The sequence below is a fragment of the Algoriphagus sp. genome (genome assembly GCF_029254265.1).
GTDB lineage: Bacteria > Bacteroidota > Bacteroidia > Cytophagales > Cyclobacteriaceae > Algoriphagus.
This window is the reverse complement of sequence record NZ_JAQWXX010000132.1, coordinates 1-14744: the sequence shown is the minus strand read 5'-3', so window position 1 is coordinate 14744 and position 14744 is coordinate 1. Positions and strand designations below refer to the sequence as shown.

The following is a 14744-nucleotide window of genomic DNA, read 5'->3' as shown; positions in this document are numbered from 1 at the left end:
CTAAAATTAGGCTTAATTTTTAAAAAAAGGCATGAACCAACTTAAATCGATCATAAAGAGTAAGGAAAATGTAAGGAGAAGAAACTTCTTCATTAAACTAGCTATTCTATTCGGATTGGAATTTTTGTATGAAGGAAATTCCTTTTTGACTAGATACATTTCAGAAAGCGTTTTCATCCAAGCAGGACTCCGAGCTTTAATCTTCTTACTAAGTGCAAACCTCATTATTTCTTTAGGAAGGATTGCAGTTTTGAAATTTTATCTTCAAAAAACTGATGATCACAAAGTTCAGCCAAACTTTATGATTGGAATTGACCGGATCAGCTGGATTCTGAACGTGAATATATTGCTGATAGCAATTATGCTAGCCTTCAACATTAAACCCTTGGAGTTTCTGACTAGCATCACTATTGTCGCTGCAGCCATTGCACTTTTGACCAAAGACTACATTACTAATATTGTCAACGGATTAATCATTATGTTTTCTGAACAATTGGAGATTGGCGATAAAATTACAGTTGGAAAGAATACAGGTTTTATTCGAGATATCACTTTGGTCAATTTGGTATTGAAAGGAGAAACGGGGGAAATTATATTGGTGCCAAACAACATGATTTTCAGTTCAGATGTGGTGAATTACTCCAAAAATGACTCACATCAAGTTATTATTGATTCAGAAATTCCTTTTCATTCAAATGTCCAATTAAATGAATTAGAGTCATCCCTTTCCAAAGAATTGGCTCCATTTTCTGATCGGGTTTTTGTGGACGGTGCTCAATTAAATGTCCTGGAGCGGAAGCCAGAAAGTCTAGTCATCCGTTTCCAATTCCCAATTAAATCAGGTGAAAAAGCAATTGAAAAAAGTGCGAAAAACGCCATAAACCAAGCAATAATCAACTGGTCCGATGAAAGGAGAAAAGCCTAATTACTTTGATTTAGTGTACCAAGTGGTACGATTAATCCCCGAAGGCAGAGTCACCAGCTACGGCACAATCGCTCACTATCTGGGGCTGAAAAGTGGAGCTCGAATGGTGGGATACGCCATGAACGCAGCCCATACGATGGCCGATGTACCTGCCCATCGCGTAGTAAATCGAGTCGGTTTATTAACAGGAAAAAACCATTTTTCCAGCCCGACCGCAATGCAGGAATTACTTGAAAAAGAAGGTGTGAAAATCGAGAATGATCAGATCCTAAATTTTGAAAAGCATTTTTGGAATCCTGAGATTGAACTCTCGATCTAATTATTTTTTGCGAAGCAAAAACAATCCAGTAAACATCAGGAGACCGTTCAAAATCAAAACTTCAAAGCCAAATTTATAGCCCCAAAACCAAGCCTCTGAATTTGAGCTAATGATATAAGCCAAAACGGGAGCCGCTACTGCAATGTATGGCACCCAGCGATCTTGAACCTGCCATTTTGTAAAAAGCCCAAATGAATACAAGCCCAAAAGGGGGCCATAGGTGTAACCCGCAATTATAAATACCGAATTGATCACGCTTTGATCATTAATCCAATGGAATAAAAGGATCACTAAAAACATCACAAAAGTAAATACCAAGTGGACTTTTTTGCGGATACTCACTCGCTTTTCCGCAGGATATTTTCGCTCAAGCTCCAAGAAATCAATACAAAAGGAAGTGGTCAATGCGGTCAAAGTAGAATCTGCACTTGAATAGGCTGCAGCAGTAATTCCGAGTACAAAAACAATCCCTGCAAATGCAGAAAAATGCTGCGTTGCCAGCATCGGAAACAGCTCATCTGTTTTAGCAGGAAGCGAAATTCCATTTGTCTCCGAATACAAATAAAGCATCACCCCAAGAGAGAGAAAAAGTAAATTAACGAATACCAAAATGATGGTAAACCAGAACATATTCTTCTGTGCATCTCCGATGTTCTTACAAGTCAGATTTTTCTGCATCATATCCTGATCCAATCCAGTCATCACAATAGTAATGAAAGCCCCGGAGATAAACTGTTTGAAAAAATTGGTACCTGCTTTCCAATCCCAGTTGAAAATCTTCGATCTAGGATCATTGGATACTGCGGTGAAATAGTCCTTGACACCCTCGAAATTCAATTCGTTGCCAATCAAAACAATACAAACCACCACTGCAGCGAGCATAAAGAAAGTCTGAAGTGTATCTGTCCAAACCACCGTTTTAATTCCTCCACGATGGGTATAAAGCCAAATCAACCCTACTGTAATCAATACAGAAACCCAAAATGGAATACCAAGGGAATCAAAAAGAATCAACTGCAATACTGAAGCGACTAGAAAGACCCGAAGTGATGAACCTAAAGTCCGGGAGAGAATAAAGAAAAAAGCACCGGTCTTATAAGACCAAAATCCAAATCGATCCTCGAGATAAGAGTAAATCGAAACCAGGTTTAAACGGTAATAGAGTGGAAGTAAAACCTTGGCAATAGTGAAATATCCCAAGGTATAGCCTAAAACAACTTGAAAGTAAAAGAAGTTAGAATTACCTACTTCACCTGGTACAGAAATGAAAGTCACTCCGGAAAGCGATGCTCCGATCATTCCAAAAGCGACCAAAAACCAGGGTGACTGGCGATCCCCTGTGAAAAAAGTGTCAGCAGAAACTTTTCTGGATGTAAACCAGGAAATCAGAAAAAGCAGTAAGAAATAACATGAGATTACTACGAGAACTATTTGGGGATTCATAAATGAGGAGCTGACGGTTCGCTAAGTTGTCTAATATTCTTAATTTTGCAAAATGAATCAAATGAACACAACCCATCCGATGTTTGAGGAAGAAGAAGTATTAGTGGAGGAATTAGTCGATTTGGACGCCTATGATTTGGTTGTTTATAATGATGATTTCAACACCTTTGATCATGTTGCCAATATTTTGGTAAAAGTTTGCAAGCATACTGTCGAACAAGCAGAGCAATGCACCCTAATTATTCATTATAAAGGGAAATGTGCTGTGAAAAAAGGAGGTTATGAAGAGTTAAAACCTCTATGTGAAGCTATTTTAGACGCTGGAATCCAAGCTGCAATAGTTTAATTAATCCCTATCTAGTGAACTTACCCTCCAAACTCATCGAAGACGCGGTAACCGAAATCTCCAGACTTCCTGGAATAGGAAAAAAAACTGCATTGCGACTTGCGCTACATCTACTCAAGCAAAATGAAGTGAACACTGAAGCGCTTGCTTTAGCCCTTACGCGGATGCGAACTGAAATCCAGTACTGTAAAACTTGTCACAATATTTCAGATGCAGAAGAGTGTAGTATTTGTATTAGTCATAGAAGAGATGGAGGTCTAATCTGTGTGGTCGAAGATATTCGAGACGTCTTAGCCATTGAAAATACCAACCAATTCTCAGGGAAATACCATGTTCTTGGTGGTGTCATTTCTCCAATTCAGGGGATAGGTCCGGAAGAATTGAAAATAGAATCCTTAATGGAACGAATCGAAAAAGCTCAACAAGATCAACCGGTTCAAGAAGTTATTTTGGCTCTTTCTGCTACGATGGAAGGAGATACTACTTCCTTTTATCTAGCCAAAAGGTTAAAGGAAAAATCAATAAAAGTAAGTACGATAGCAAGAGGAATTCCTGTTGGTGGCGAACTTGAGTTTACCGATGAGGTCACTCTGGGCCGAAGCATTCTAACTAGAATAAATTATTCGACAGAGTAAATATTCTCTTGTAAACAAGAAACTGAGGTCTATATTTGCAAACCATAAAATGGGGGATTAGCTCATCCCAATAGCTATCGGGAGGCTAGAGCCTTAAACGTCACAATAAAGGGGGATTAGCTCAGCTGGCTAGAGCGCTACACTGGCAGTGTAGAGGTCATCGGTTCGACTCCGTTATCCTCCACCAAGGCAAGTCTATCGGCTTGCCTTTTTTATTTGTAGCGCTGCTCTGAGACTAAAATGTCCCGCTAGCCAGCGGGAAGGTCATCGGTTCGACTCCCCCCGAAAGCAAGTCTTACATGCTTGCCTTTTTTATTTGTACAGCTCTAGAACAAAACGACACAAATCGGAAACTATGAATTGAGAAAAATAAGCTCATGTTTTCACTTATACACTTTTATAAAAAACTTAATCCACTCAGCTTTCGTCTTATTTGGTAATTTTCCACCACTATGAAACCCCTAATGCTTTTCCTACTTTCAGTTTCACTATTCTTTTCATGTGTACAAGACCCTGATTGTGTCGATGCAGCGATGGGAGAAGAAATCTCAATACAAGTTTTCGATACAGTAAACTATTGTAGCGAAAACCTTTCCATCACATTCAATGCCTATCCCAATGAATCCAGGTGTCCATCCGATGTCACTTGCATTTGGGCTGGATTTGTAGAAGTAGAATTACTGATCAATCAAAAAGGGAAGGAAAGCGTGTTGAAATTATCTACAGAGCCAAATGTGTCAGGCTTACCTGTTCAGGCAAAAGTGGGAGATTATGCTATAAAACTAATTGATGTGACTCCTTATCCTGCCACCAATATTCGAATTGACCCAGACCAATTCAGGGTCGTGCTATTGGTGGAAAAAGCTTCTTCCTGATTTTTTATTAATTTGAAGTTTCAATTTCATCTAAACCAAATTAATGAAAACTTCAAATTTGATTTTTCTTCTGCCCTTACTATTGCTTTTAGGTTCTTGCTCTTGCAATCCTGAAGGTCTAATCAAGTTTGCTGCTAAAGGAATGGAATCCATGATCGGGGAAGGCTTCCTTCCCTCGGATGAAATTAGACAATTGGGTGACTTCCAAAGTATGAGTGTCAACTTGAGCACCAACAAAACAGATGACAATGTAGAATCTACCATTTTTCTCAAACTCGAAAATGGGGATCCACTTATCCTTGGGAATCAACCTGAAGTTTTAGCCAGAAAATGTGCTGAGATCTACCTAAGAGATTTTGAAAACTCCGATAATTATAAACAGATTACTGTTCAATTTCTTCAAGGTGACCCTACCAACCCAGAGAATTTTGCAATGCAGGAATACACTTTTGAAACCTCCGATTTTTAAAAACTTAACCACTAAGCGCTATGAATATTCCAGAAGAATTTAAAAAGCCACCCGTAACCCTCGGCGATTGGATCATATCCGTAATTGTTACTAAAATACCCTTAATAGGATTTATCATGCTGATTGTATGGGCTGTAGACAAAAACACTGAGCCAAACAAAGCAAATTGGGCAAAAGCTGAATTGATAGTAAAGCTGATCGGCTTTTTGATCGTAATCATTTTCATAGCCATTATTGGAATTGGGTTCTTTACCAACTTTGCAGATCAAGTGGATTGGTCAGACTTCGATTAATATGGTTAAAGCTTTATGTTCTGATATTGACGGAACTCTTTTGAATTCAATTCGGGATCTCTCTCCTCGATTGAAAGATGTAGTGAACCGATTTCCAGCAAACTTCCCTGTCATCCTCGCGAGTTCGCGAATGCCAGATGCTATGCGGCATTTGGTCAATGATCTTGGAAAGAATCCCCAGCCTTTGATAGCCTACAATGGAGGCTTTGTATTGAGTTCGGAAGGTGAGATTTTAGAAGACGTGTCGATTCCAGTGGCTTTGGTTGAAAAAATCCTTCGCCTCACGGCCAAATCTGAGATTCATATTAGTCTCTATCAGGGAGAAAATTGGTATGAGGAGAAAGATGACTATTGGTCTCAACGAGAAGTGAAAAACACCAAAGTTCAATATACTTGGATGAAAGGCTTGGAAGTAGTCGATATGTGGAGCAAAGGGAATTCAGGGGCTCATAAAGTGATGTGCATGGGTTCATCCCAAGACATCTCTTGGCTTTTTGGAGAATTACATTTCGAACATTCATTGGATCTACATCTCTACCGATCAAGCGATACTTATTTAGAAATCGCTCCAAAAGCTATCTCCAAAGCAACAGGGCTGAAAAAAATCTTAGCTCATGAATTTGATTTTGGAATGGAATCTGTCATTGCCTTCGGGGACAATTACAATGACATTGACCTGCTTCAATCTGTGGGATGGGGAGTGGCAGTAGACAATGCCAGACCGGAAGTGAAAGCCGTAGCTAAAGAAATAACACTACATCACAAAGAAGACGGCGTTGCTGCAATCCTCGAGAAACTACTAGAAAAATGAGAAGTCTGAAATCACAAATTTAAAATTTTCAGACTTCTCACCTTAGCTTTCTAACTTTAAAGAATACCTGATCCATCTTCCACATCCTCAATCGCCCGGCTCAAAAATTCTTGGAAAGGCTTCATTCGCTGAAAACCATCGAGTGCCACGTTAATAAAATTACCTGAATCGATATCCCGATCTGAAATAGGTTTACTCAAAATAAAGCTCTTCAATTTTAGAAATTCTATGAATTCGTGATCTGCATCATAATCTCTAGGACTGGTTTTCAACTTTTCCCCCTCAATTCCTGAATAGACTTCCGAGACTTCTTTACTCGCTAAAATCTTTTTCAATTCTTCTCCAGAATAGTCTATCTCTCTTCGGATTTTTTTCAAGACGTCAGAACTAGGCATCCACAATCCACCCCCGATAAAAGATGCTCCGGGCTGTACATGAACATAATATCCTGGCCACTCAACCTTTTTTCCTTTTGCAGAAAAATAGGCCGAAAAGTTATTTTTATAGGGATTTTTATTCGCTGAGAACCGAACATCTCGATTGATTCGGAAGATGCAATCCTTTGGTTTGAAAGCTGCCATAGCAGGCTCAAATGCCTCCACTCCTTTGAGCATCACGGCCACATCTTCGATAAACTCCTCTCTTGAATCGAGATACCACTTCTTATTATCATCCATCCACTCTTTGGAATTGTGGTCTGCTAAGGCTGACAAAAATTTGAGGTAAGGTCGCATAGATTTAATTTAAAATATAGAATGTGAAATTCAGAAGTTATAACAAGGCAAAGACTTACAGGTTTAAATAAAATCTACCAAAGTCTCGAGTTTCATGCCACGGCTGCCTTTGATCAAAATCAGGTAATCCTCCAATTTACTATCCTCAAGCCAGTTTCGAAAAGAAAAAGGATCTGGAAAATACAGCGCTTTCGGTGCAGTCTCCAAGGCAGAAACAATCAGATTCCCAGTAAAGCAAACCTTATCAATTTCATACTCACTGACAATCTCACCCAATCTGCGATGCTCGGCTTCGGCATGTTCCCCCAGCTCAAACATATCTCCAAGGATGATCATCTTGTGCTTTCGTCCAGTCATGTCCCCAAAAGTCCGAATGGCAACTTCCATACTGGAAGGATTTGCATTGTATGCGTCGAGAATGATCAGATTGCTTCGCTTCTCTACTAGCTGGGAGCGCATATTGGCCGGGCGGTAATTCACTACCCCTTCAATGGCTTTTTCCATCGGCACTCCGAAAAATTTCCCTAAAGTCAAGGCCGTGGCAATATTTCCAAAATTATAGGCTCCAATCATCGAAGTTAGATAAATCTCCTCCGAACCCTCAGTAGAAAACTTCACAAATGGATCTGCTCCTTTAAACTCCACTTCACAAAAATCGCCTTTGGCAGGATATAGAATTGGATTTTCAAATCGCTTGATCATGTTGGACAAAATCGGATCCTGCGAATTAATAAAAACAGTCCCTCCGTTCGCCAATAAATGCTGATAAAGTTCGGTCTTGGTTTTCAAAACACCTGCGGGACCACCCATTCCTTCCAAATGCGCTTTTCCAATATTGGTAATAAAACCATGAGTAGGCTCAGTAATCTCGCAAAGCTCCTGAATATCGCCTTGTTTATTGGCGCCCATCTCGATGATGGCGATTTCATGTTCTGGTTTAATCTGAAGCAAAGTCAAGGGTACTCCGATGTGATTGTTGAGATTTCCTATCGTAGCGAGGGTATTGAATTTTTGTTTTAAAACAGCGTTTAAAAGTTCTTTTGAGGTAGTTTTACCATTAGAACCTGTCAATCCGATAATTGGAATATCCAACTGATGCCGATGATGATTTGCTAGTTTTTGCAAGGCAATCAAGGCGTCTTCTACCAAAAAGTACCGCTCATCCCCTTCGATCAAATAGGCCTCTTCATCAATCACTACTGTGCTTGCCCCAATCTCCAAAGCTTTTGCAGCAAAGTCATTTGCATTGAAGTTTGGTCCCTTTAGGGCAAAGAAGATATTTCCTGGATTGATTTTTCGAGTGTCCGTACTGACGCCGGTACTGGCCAAATAGCGTTGATAGAGGTCGGAGATATTCATAGCTTTATAATTAATTATTCTCAAAATAAACGAATCATTCACATCTTTGAAGCCTGACTGACGTATTAATTTTAGTCTGAACACCTCCAATTTATGCGCAAAATTTATCTTATATTCCTTTTCATTATTTCGGCTGGGGCAAAAGCGCAAGAAAATTATAGCCTCAAAAATGACTTGAGTATAGATCTGTCAGGTGAAATCCTCTCTGCTCCTTTCGCGGGAGGCATCAATTCTGCTCAGATTCAGACCATAGACCTTACAGGTGATGGAAAGGAAGAGTGGGCAATCTGGGATATCAATTCCCGACAACTTCAAGTCTTTGAAAAGTCAGGTGATGGCTTCACTCATTTACCTGAACTCAGCTATTTATTTCCAACTGATATTTCAGGATTTTTAAAATTGGTAGATTTTGATGGGGATGGCAAAAAGGACTTGTTTACAGCTACGGCTTTAGGGATCAAAGCCTACAAAAACACAAGTCAAGGAAATCAACTTTCTTGGTCACTAGCTCAAAATTTCCTCAAATTGGATGGTTCAGGAAATATTCAGGTCAATAATTTAGATACGCCTCTTATTCAAGATTTAGATGGTGATGGGGATCTCGACTTGGTGATTTTCAATTTTGCCTCAGGTGATTTTTTGGAGTTTTACAAAAACACCTCCATCGAGCGAAAAGGGATAGCTGATCTCGATGGCTTCGAATTTCCCGTTCGATTTTGGGGGAATTTTGTATTCTGTGGTTGTAGTGAATTTACCTTCGGGCAGACCTGCCAAGGTTCGCCGATAGCCCCAAACTCCCGGATCGATGAAAATCAACGTATCCAGCATGCTGGAGGACATTCGATACTTTACAAAGATTTTGATGGCGATGGCGTTAATGATTTAGTGCTCGGAAGAGATGAGTGCAGCAGCCTTTATTTCCTTCCCAATGGTGGAACAAATGCAAATCCAATTTTTGAAAGCTTCAAAACTGAAATTCCTGGTTATGGCAAATTTCCTGAATTCCCACTTTTCCACATTGGTCAGTTGATTGAAGATGAACTTATCATTTCACTAAACACGAATGAATCTGCTTTCAATTATGCTATCGATTTCCAGAATTCAATTGTCAAACTTTCTTCAAACGGAAATTTAACAAGCCCATATCTTCAAGATCAAATCTTGGATCTAGGCGAAAATTCCAGACCATTTTTCAAGGGAAATAAAAATAGCGGGACACTGATTTTCACAAGCAACCAATTCAAAAATGGAGAAATAAAATCCAAAGTTTCCACATTTGCTTTTCGAAACAACAGCTTTATCAGCCAAGAAATCGGAGCGGATATGTTGGGGAATCTTCAAATCCTAGATGCCCAGTATTTAGAATTCAAAGATAAAACCAACCAATCCTACCAGTTTTACAATGGAGTTATTTTTGAAAACAATATCCCAAAACAACAGCTTTATGAAGTTTTCTCAGATGGAGTTAAGCCTCTATCCATTTCCGGATACGAACCGAAAATAGGGGACTATCTCCAGTTTTTTGGATATTCTCAAAATGATTACCTTCTCGTGGCGAAGCAAAATGGAGGTTTGGATCTATATGAAATGAATTTTAATTCCTTGACTGCAACAGTACAGGAAATTGACTTTTTAGATTTTTCGGATAATCCTGCCAATCGTAATTTGAATGTAGCCGTCCTCCAAAAGGATAAGCCCGATCTCTATGCGATCGACCAGCGAGGGATTTTGGTAAAAGTAAAAGACTTCATGAATTCCGACTTGCGAGAAGAAGTTTTGGTGACTGTGGGCATTCAAAATTTCCCCACGCGTCTTGGGAGAAACACCTGGATTGCTGTGGTAAATCCACTTTTCAGCGAAGCTCCTGATTTGATCTTGGGAACCAAAGCCGGAGGGATGATCTACTTCAAATCTACCGACAACCAGAACTCAGGTTCAGATGAATTCCAACTCAAAGTCTATCCCAACCCAAGTTCCGGTCCGATCAAAATCATCACCAACTTAGCTGCAAAAGGCCGATTGGTTAATGCCATGGGTCAAATACTTTTGGAGGATATTGACATTCCTGCCAATACCACAGTGGAAATCCAATCTCAATTTTTAACACCGGGTCTTTATATTTTAAATCTGGAAGTGGATGGGAGATTTACCGAATCAAGAAAGATCTGGATTAGGTAATTACAGGATTGGTTTTGGGGGATTGATCCAAAACTTTTAGCTTTCAGAAAAGAAAACCAAATATGAAATCTAGCATAACTCGGGAAGTCCAACTGAGCTGTGATTAAAATGCGAGATTCTCCCGATTCTTAGGACAGGCAATATGACCGTTAAAAATCAAATTAAAAACATATGAAATACTTTTACCTATTAGGGATCCTGGGGCTTTTTCTGTTTTCCTGTAATTCAAAAAAAGTTGAACCAGCCGATCTAGTCTTTGCCAATGGAATCGTCTATACCGTAGATGAGGCTAATCCTACTGCAGAAGCAGTTGCTGTAAAAGACGGACTGATCCTCGCAATCGGCAGCACTGCTGAAATCAGCGAACACATTGGTGATCAGACCGAAGTAATCGACCTTGAAGGCAAAACCATGACCCCAGGCCTCATCGAATCCCATGCACACTTGATGGGAATTGGCTACAATAAGCTGGAGCTTGACCTGATGTACGTGAAAACCTACGATGAATTAGTCGAGAAAGTAGCCGAGGCAGTAGCCAAAGCCAAACCTGGCGATTGGATCACCGGTCGTGGCTGGCATCAGGATAAATGGATCGAAAAGCCAGAGAAAATGGTCAAAGGCTTCCAAACCAATGACAAACTAAACGAAGTCTCTGCCGATAATCCAGTGTATCTCAGTCATGCTTCCGGACATGCTTCATTTACCAATGCAAAAGCACTGGAATTGGCGGGCATCTCCAATCTCAAAGGCGAACGACCGGGTGAAGTGGAAGGTGGAGAAATTATTTTAGATGATTTGGGAAATCCTACCGGTATCCTGACTGAGCGAGCTTCAGGATTAGTTGCCCGGTTGATCCCGGAAACTACTCCTGAGAAAGACGAACAAGCCCTGACTTTAGCTTTACAAGAACTGGTGGAGAAAGGGATTACTTCCTTCCACGACGCCGGAAGTGGGCAGGAAGTGATTGATTTGGTACAGAAATTCAAAAATGAAGGCAAGCTCACCGTCCGTCAGTACATCATGTTGACTGGAAGACAGCCGCAACTTTTGGAAGAATGGTATAAAAAAGGCCCAATGATCGATTCCGCAGATCACATGCTGACAGTACGTTCGATCAAGCTGAACTGTGATGGTGCCCTTGGCCCAAGGGGAGCTTGGCTACTTGAAGATTATACCGATCGCCCAGGACACAGAGGCCATGAGACTTTGCCGATGTCTGTTGTGACTGAAGTTTCTGAAAAAGCTTTGCCTTTGGGTTTCCAAGTTTGTGCACATGCCATCGGCGACCGTGCAAATCAAGAGATTTTGGATCGCTACGAAGCAGCTCTTGCAAAAAATCCAAACGCAACCGATCACCGATTCAGGATTGAGCATGCACAGCATATTCACCCGGATGATATTCCAAGATTTGGACAATTGGGCGTAATCGCGGCGATGCAGGCAATTCACTTGAGTTCAGATCGTCCTTGGGCAATTGATCGCTTGGGCGAGAAGCGAATCATTGATGGCGCCTACGTTTGGCAAAAGCTGATGAAAACCGGAGCGGTAGTCACCAACGGAACTGATGCGCCAGTAGAACCTGTGGATCCACTTCCTTCTTTCTATGCATCCGTAACAAGAAAAACATTGCAAGGAATGCCGGAAGGTGGCTACGAAGCCGATCAGAAAATGACCCGAGCTGAAGCCTTAAAATCCTATACTTTAGATGGGGCTTTTGCGGAGTTTGAAGAAGATTTCAAAGGTTCGATCGAAGTCGGTAAAGCAGCTGATTTCACTATCTATGACAAGGATATCATGCAAGTTCCCGAGGAAGAAATTTTGACAACCAAAGTGATGATGACTGTGGTTGCTGGGAAGGTAGTTTTCAAAAACAACTAATTGATTTTCAATTTTATACCATTGAAAACACTATGGAAACTGAGATTGGATTAATAGGTTGTGGGATTTGGGGAAGGAATATTCTACGTGATTTAATAGGCCTAAAGCAGTCCGTCTTCGTAGTGGATCCTTCCGAGGAAAACAGAATCAAAGCTCTCGATATGGGAGCAACGCAGGTTTTCGCAAGCAGACCAGAAAACTTCAGCCCTAAAGGATGGGTCATCTCTACTCCAGCGATCACCCATTTTGAGGTGCTGAAAGACCTCGTAAATGATAAGGTCCCTATTTTTGTTGAAAAACCTCTGACCTGTAATCTTCAAGAAGCTGAAGAGCTACTAAATATTGAAGGAAATCAAATCTATGTCATGCACAATTGGCTTTATCATGCAGGTATTCGAATGCTTGCTGATTTAGTGAAAAGTGGAGAACTGGGAGATCTTGTTTTTTATAAATCCAATCGCTGTAATTGGACTAGCCCACGATCAGATGTGGATTCGGTTTGGACCTTGATTCCACATGATATTACAATTGCCTTTTGTCTGCTGGGCTATTTCCCTAAACCAAAAGCTGCAGTGGTGGAAGTTTATAATGGTATTCAACGCGGAATGACTGCATTTCTTGGAGAGGAAATACCATGTGTATTGGAAGTTTCGAATAGATATGCTGACAAAAGACGGGAAGTGCGATTGCATTTCACCAAGGGTGTGGCAGTCCTAAAAGACGAGAAAGTAAATTACATCGAAATTTTTCATGGAGATGATCGGTCGAAGCCTGAAGAAATCCGAAGTGAAAAACGGGCATTTAACACTAAATCCCCTCTTGAAAGTGAACTTGCTTCTTTCATCAATTACTTGAATGGAGGAAGTCCTCCATTAACAGATTTGGCAGAAGGAGTAGAAGTAATTAGAACTATAGATCAATTGAAGAAACTGGCAAATACATGACCACCTCGACTGTAAAATTTTCTGTGGTAATTCCTACCACAATTGACAGAGGTCTGATTTTACCTCATTCTGTAGCTAGCGTACTTAAGCAGACTGTACAGGATTTTGAAATATTAATCATTGGAGATGGTACTTATGAATTTACTAAAGAAGTCATAAGAGATCTTATGAAAAAAGACTCTAGGATAAGATTCTTTGATTTCGAAAAGCACCCCCGAAGAGGCGAAGAAAACCGACACAAAGTCCTAATGGAGGAAGCAAAGGGAAAGTATATTTCTTATTTATGTGATCGGGATCTTATGTTACCTAATCATCTAGAGACATTAGAAATCTACCTAAGCAATTATGACTTTGCATCAACTCTGAACTATTCAACTTTAGAAGAGAGTGAGGTAATGTTCAATGGATGGAAAAATCTCGATAATTTGGAAAAACCCCTATTGAAACTCTCCTGTGTAGGACATAGACTTGATTTTTATAAAAAACTACCTTTTGGGTGGCGCACTACTCCTAAGGAATTGCGCACAGACATGTATATGTGGGAACAGTTTCTAAATCAACCTGAATGCAGATCTTACTTCGGTCTGGAATTTACCATCATGTGGTTTCATAGAGGTAGCCACCCGGGAATGTCTTCCAAACAGCGAAAGGTAGAATTGATGCGATGGGAAAAAATCATAGCGGACAAATTCCTTTTTCAAATGAAAAAAGAAGAAGCTTTTAAAAGGGTTATTTCAGATTCTGATTTTAGGTCCCAAAGTCTCATCATTCGCTTAAAGGGAAGAAAACTTTCTGATGTTCCTAATCACCTCCTAAAAAAGATTAAAAAGGTGCTATTCCGGAAATAAAAGAATCTAAATCAGGAAAATCCCCTGCTCGATTAGATACAATGGGATTATCAAATGACCAGGGAATACCTAAATCAGGATCGTTCCAGACCACTCCCCAATTGTCATCCTTACCATAATCCACATATGACTCAGAAACGGATTGAGCGTGAATAGATGGAATTGGAAAATACCAGCCATGCAGGAGGCCGCGAGGAAAAATCAATGCTGCAAGATCGTCTCCATGAAGTTCATACAACGACCACTGCAGATATGTCGGAGAATTGGACCTCATATCCTTAAGCCCTAATTCGCATTTCCCCTGAACAAGACAAAAATATTCATCGTGACGCTTGTGAAAATGCATCCCGCGATAAACATTAGCCACTGATTTGACTAAACTCCATTGAACGGCATCTAAGTCTATATCCCATCGGTGATTAAAAATTTCAGTAAAACTTCCTCTATAATCTTTGTGTTCTGTTAATTTTTTAAGAGATACTCCTTGGATTTCTGTTCCCGCTATTAGGCGAGACTCTTTCAAACTAATTTCCATAAAAAAGGTGGCTTAATTGACTTTTATATTTACTTATTATGTATATCCGCAAAGATGCCAGTAGCCAAATAAGTTAGAAGTGACAGCCAGTGACAATCGCTTTCTTGCGATCTTAACGGGTACTAAATTAGGTCAAAATAAACGGTTTTGAC

Annotated in this window: 16 protein-coding genes and 1 tRNA gene; 13 read left to right on the top strand and 4 right to left on the bottom strand. The window is 40.1% G+C overall.

Translation table 11 applies throughout. From position 1 onward, the window contains the following. The first annotated feature begins 31 nt into the window (after positions 1 to 31). Positions 32 to 925, top strand: a complete 894-nt coding sequence (locus P8O16_RS19485; protein ID WP_300317745.1) for a mechanosensitive ion channel domain-containing protein — start codon at positions 32 to 34, stop codon at positions 923 to 925. Further along, a complete protein-coding gene (locus P8O16_RS19480) occupies positions 906 to 1244 on the top strand; it encodes an MGMT family protein (RefSeq protein ID WP_300317744.1) in 339 nt (112 codons plus the stop codon). Before P8O16_RS19485 ends, P8O16_RS19480 begins: the two co-directional genes overlap by 20 nt. Here the strand turns inward: P8O16_RS19480 and P8O16_RS19475 are convergent, their stop codons facing one another. After that, the gene (locus P8O16_RS19475; RefSeq protein WP_300317742.1) at positions 1245 to 2687 is read right to left on the bottom strand and encodes a sodium:solute symporter; all 1443 of its coding nucleotides are present in this window, start codon (positions 2685 to 2687) and stop codon (positions 1245 to 1247) included. A gap of 52 nt (positions 2688 to 2739) precedes the next feature. On the opposite strand from P8O16_RS19475, the gene P8O16_RS19470 reads away from it, so the two are divergent. From P8O16_RS19470 to P8O16_RS19440, 7 genes are all read left to right on the top strand, one after another. Then, the gene (locus P8O16_RS19470; RefSeq protein WP_300317739.1) at positions 2740 to 3033 is read left to right on the top strand and encodes an ATP-dependent Clp protease adaptor ClpS; all 294 of its coding nucleotides are present in this window, start codon (positions 2740 to 2742) and stop codon (positions 3031 to 3033) included. A 14-nt stretch (positions 3034 to 3047) separates the two neighbouring features. Beyond that, positions 3048 to 3668 (top strand): recombination mediator RecR, encoded by a 621-nt coding sequence (gene recR / locus P8O16_RS19465; protein ID WP_300317737.1) that lies wholly within the window; start codon positions 3048 to 3050, stop codon positions 3666 to 3668. A gap of 110 nt (positions 3669 to 3778) precedes the next feature. Continuing rightward, positions 3779 to 3855, top strand: a tRNA-Ala gene (locus tag P8O16_RS19460). Between the two features lie 277 nt (positions 3856 to 4132). After that, positions 4133 to 4543, top strand: a complete 411-nt coding sequence (locus P8O16_RS19455) for a hypothetical protein (protein WP_300317734.1) — start codon at positions 4133 to 4135, stop codon at positions 4541 to 4543. Positions 4544 to 4586: 43 nt separating this feature from the next. Continuing rightward, positions 4587 to 5012, top strand: a complete 426-nt coding sequence (locus P8O16_RS19450) for a hypothetical protein (protein WP_300317732.1) — start codon at positions 4587 to 4589, stop codon at positions 5010 to 5012. Positions 5013 to 5032: 20 nt separating this feature from the next. Continuing rightward, positions 5033 to 5305, top strand: coding sequence for a hypothetical protein (locus P8O16_RS19445; protein ID WP_300317729.1), 273 nt, complete (start codon positions 5033 to 5035; stop codon positions 5303 to 5305). 1 nt (position 5306) lies between these two features. After that, on the top strand, positions 5307 to 6116 hold the full coding sequence (locus P8O16_RS19440) for a Cof-type HAD-IIB family hydrolase (protein ID WP_300317726.1): 810 nt from the start codon (positions 5307 to 5309) through the stop codon (positions 6114 to 6116). Positions 6117 to 6172: 56 nt separating this feature from the next. On the opposite strand, the gene P8O16_RS19435 is transcribed toward P8O16_RS19440, so the two are convergent. Together P8O16_RS19435 and murF are read right to left on the bottom strand one after the other, a co-directional pair. Next, positions 6173 to 6850 carry a DUF2461 domain-containing protein gene (locus P8O16_RS19435; RefSeq protein ID WP_300317723.1) on the bottom strand — a complete coding sequence of 226 codons (678 nt, stop codon included), beginning with the start codon at positions 6848 to 6850 and terminating at the stop codon, positions 6173 to 6175. Positions 6851 to 6913: 63 nt separating this feature from the next. Next, on the bottom strand, positions 6914 to 8209 hold the full coding sequence (gene murF, locus P8O16_RS19430; RefSeq protein WP_300317721.1) for a UDP-N-acetylmuramoyl-tripeptide--D-alanyl-D-alanine ligase: 1296 nt from the start codon (positions 8207 to 8209) through the stop codon (positions 6914 to 6916). A 93-nt stretch (positions 8210 to 8302) separates the two neighbouring features. On the opposite strand from murF, the gene P8O16_RS19425 reads away from it, so the two are divergent. The 4 genes from P8O16_RS19425 (at position 8303) to P8O16_RS19410 (ending at position 14057) form a co-directional block, all read left to right on the top strand. Beyond that, complete coding sequence (locus tag P8O16_RS19425; RefSeq protein WP_300317720.1) at positions 8303 to 10387, top strand: FG-GAP-like repeat-containing protein; 2085 nt, start codon at positions 8303 to 8305, stop codon at positions 10385 to 10387. A 171-nt stretch (positions 10388 to 10558) separates the two neighbouring features. Beyond that, positions 10559 to 12265 (top strand): amidohydrolase, encoded by a 1707-nt coding sequence (locus P8O16_RS19420; RefSeq protein WP_300317719.1) that lies wholly within the window; start codon positions 10559 to 10561, stop codon positions 12263 to 12265. 32 nt (positions 12266 to 12297) lie between these two features. Beyond that, positions 12298 to 13209 (top strand): Gfo/Idh/MocA family oxidoreductase, encoded by a 912-nt coding sequence (locus tag P8O16_RS19415; protein ID WP_300317717.1) that lies wholly within the window; start codon positions 12298 to 12300, stop codon positions 13207 to 13209. Continuing rightward, on the top strand, positions 13206 to 14057 hold the full coding sequence (locus tag P8O16_RS19410) for a glycosyltransferase (RefSeq protein WP_300317716.1): 852 nt from the start codon (positions 13206 to 13208) through the stop codon (positions 14055 to 14057). The genes P8O16_RS19415 and P8O16_RS19410 overlap by 4 nt, the downstream gene beginning before the upstream one ends. Here P8O16_RS19410 and P8O16_RS19405 read toward each other — a convergent pair. Beyond that, positions 14032 to 14592, bottom strand: a complete 561-nt coding sequence (locus P8O16_RS19405) for a dTDP-4-dehydrorhamnose 3,5-epimerase family protein (protein WP_300317715.1) — start codon at positions 14590 to 14592, stop codon at positions 14032 to 14034. The two genes, P8O16_RS19410 and P8O16_RS19405, sit on opposite strands and share 26 nt — an antisense overlap. Positions 14593 to 14744 lie beyond the last annotated feature (152 nt).

Excerpts from the sequence above, each read along its gene's own strand:
- P8O16_RS19470 (WP_300317739.1), top strand. The coding sequence starts at position 2,740 with ATGAATCAAATGAACACAACCCATCCGATGTTTGAGGAAGAAGAAGTA.
- P8O16_RS19480 (WP_300317744.1), top strand. The coding sequence starts at position 906 with ATGAAAGGAGAAAAGCCTAATTACTTTGATTTAGTGTACCAAGTGGTA.
- P8O16_RS19420 (WP_300317719.1), top strand. The coding sequence starts at position 10,559 with ATGAAATACTTTTACCTATTAGGGATCCTGGGGCTTTTTCTGTTTTCC.
- P8O16_RS19405 (WP_300317715.1), bottom strand. The coding sequence starts at position 14,592 with ATGGAAATTAGTTTGAAAGAGTCTCGCCTAATAGCGGGAACAGAAATC.
- P8O16_RS19425 (WP_300317720.1), top strand. The coding sequence starts at position 8,303 with ATGCGCAAAATTTATCTTATATTCCTTTTCATTATTTCGGCTGGGGCA.
- P8O16_RS19435 (WP_300317723.1), bottom strand. The coding sequence starts at position 6,850 with ATGCGACCTTACCTCAAATTTTTGTCAGCCTTAGCAGACCACAATTCC.
- P8O16_RS19440 (WP_300317726.1), top strand. The coding sequence starts at position 5,307 with ATGGTTAAAGCTTTATGTTCTGATATTGACGGAACTCTTTTGAATTCA.
- P8O16_RS19415 (WP_300317717.1), top strand. The coding sequence starts at position 12,298 with ATGGAAACTGAGATTGGATTAATAGGTTGTGGGATTTGGGGAAGGAAT.
- P8O16_RS19445 (WP_300317729.1), top strand. The coding sequence starts at position 5,033 with ATGAATATTCCAGAAGAATTTAAAAAGCCACCCGTAACCCTCGGCGAT.
- murF (WP_300317721.1), bottom strand. The coding sequence starts at position 8,209 with ATGAATATCTCCGACCTCTATCAACGCTATTTGGCCAGTACCGGCGTC.
- P8O16_RS19450 (WP_300317732.1), top strand. The coding sequence starts at position 4,587 with ATGAAAACTTCAAATTTGATTTTTCTTCTGCCCTTACTATTGCTTTTA.
- P8O16_RS19410 (WP_300317716.1), top strand. The coding sequence starts at position 13,206 with ATGACCACCTCGACTGTAAAATTTTCTGTGGTAATTCCTACCACAATT.
- P8O16_RS19455 (WP_300317734.1), top strand. The coding sequence starts at position 4,133 with ATGCTTTTCCTACTTTCAGTTTCACTATTCTTTTCATGTGTACAAGAC.
- P8O16_RS19475 (WP_300317742.1), bottom strand. The coding sequence starts at position 2,687 with ATGAATCCCCAAATAGTTCTCGTAGTAATCTCATGTTATTTCTTACTG.
- P8O16_RS19485 (WP_300317745.1), top strand. The coding sequence starts at position 32 with ATGAACCAACTTAAATCGATCATAAAGAGTAAGGAAAATGTAAGGAGA.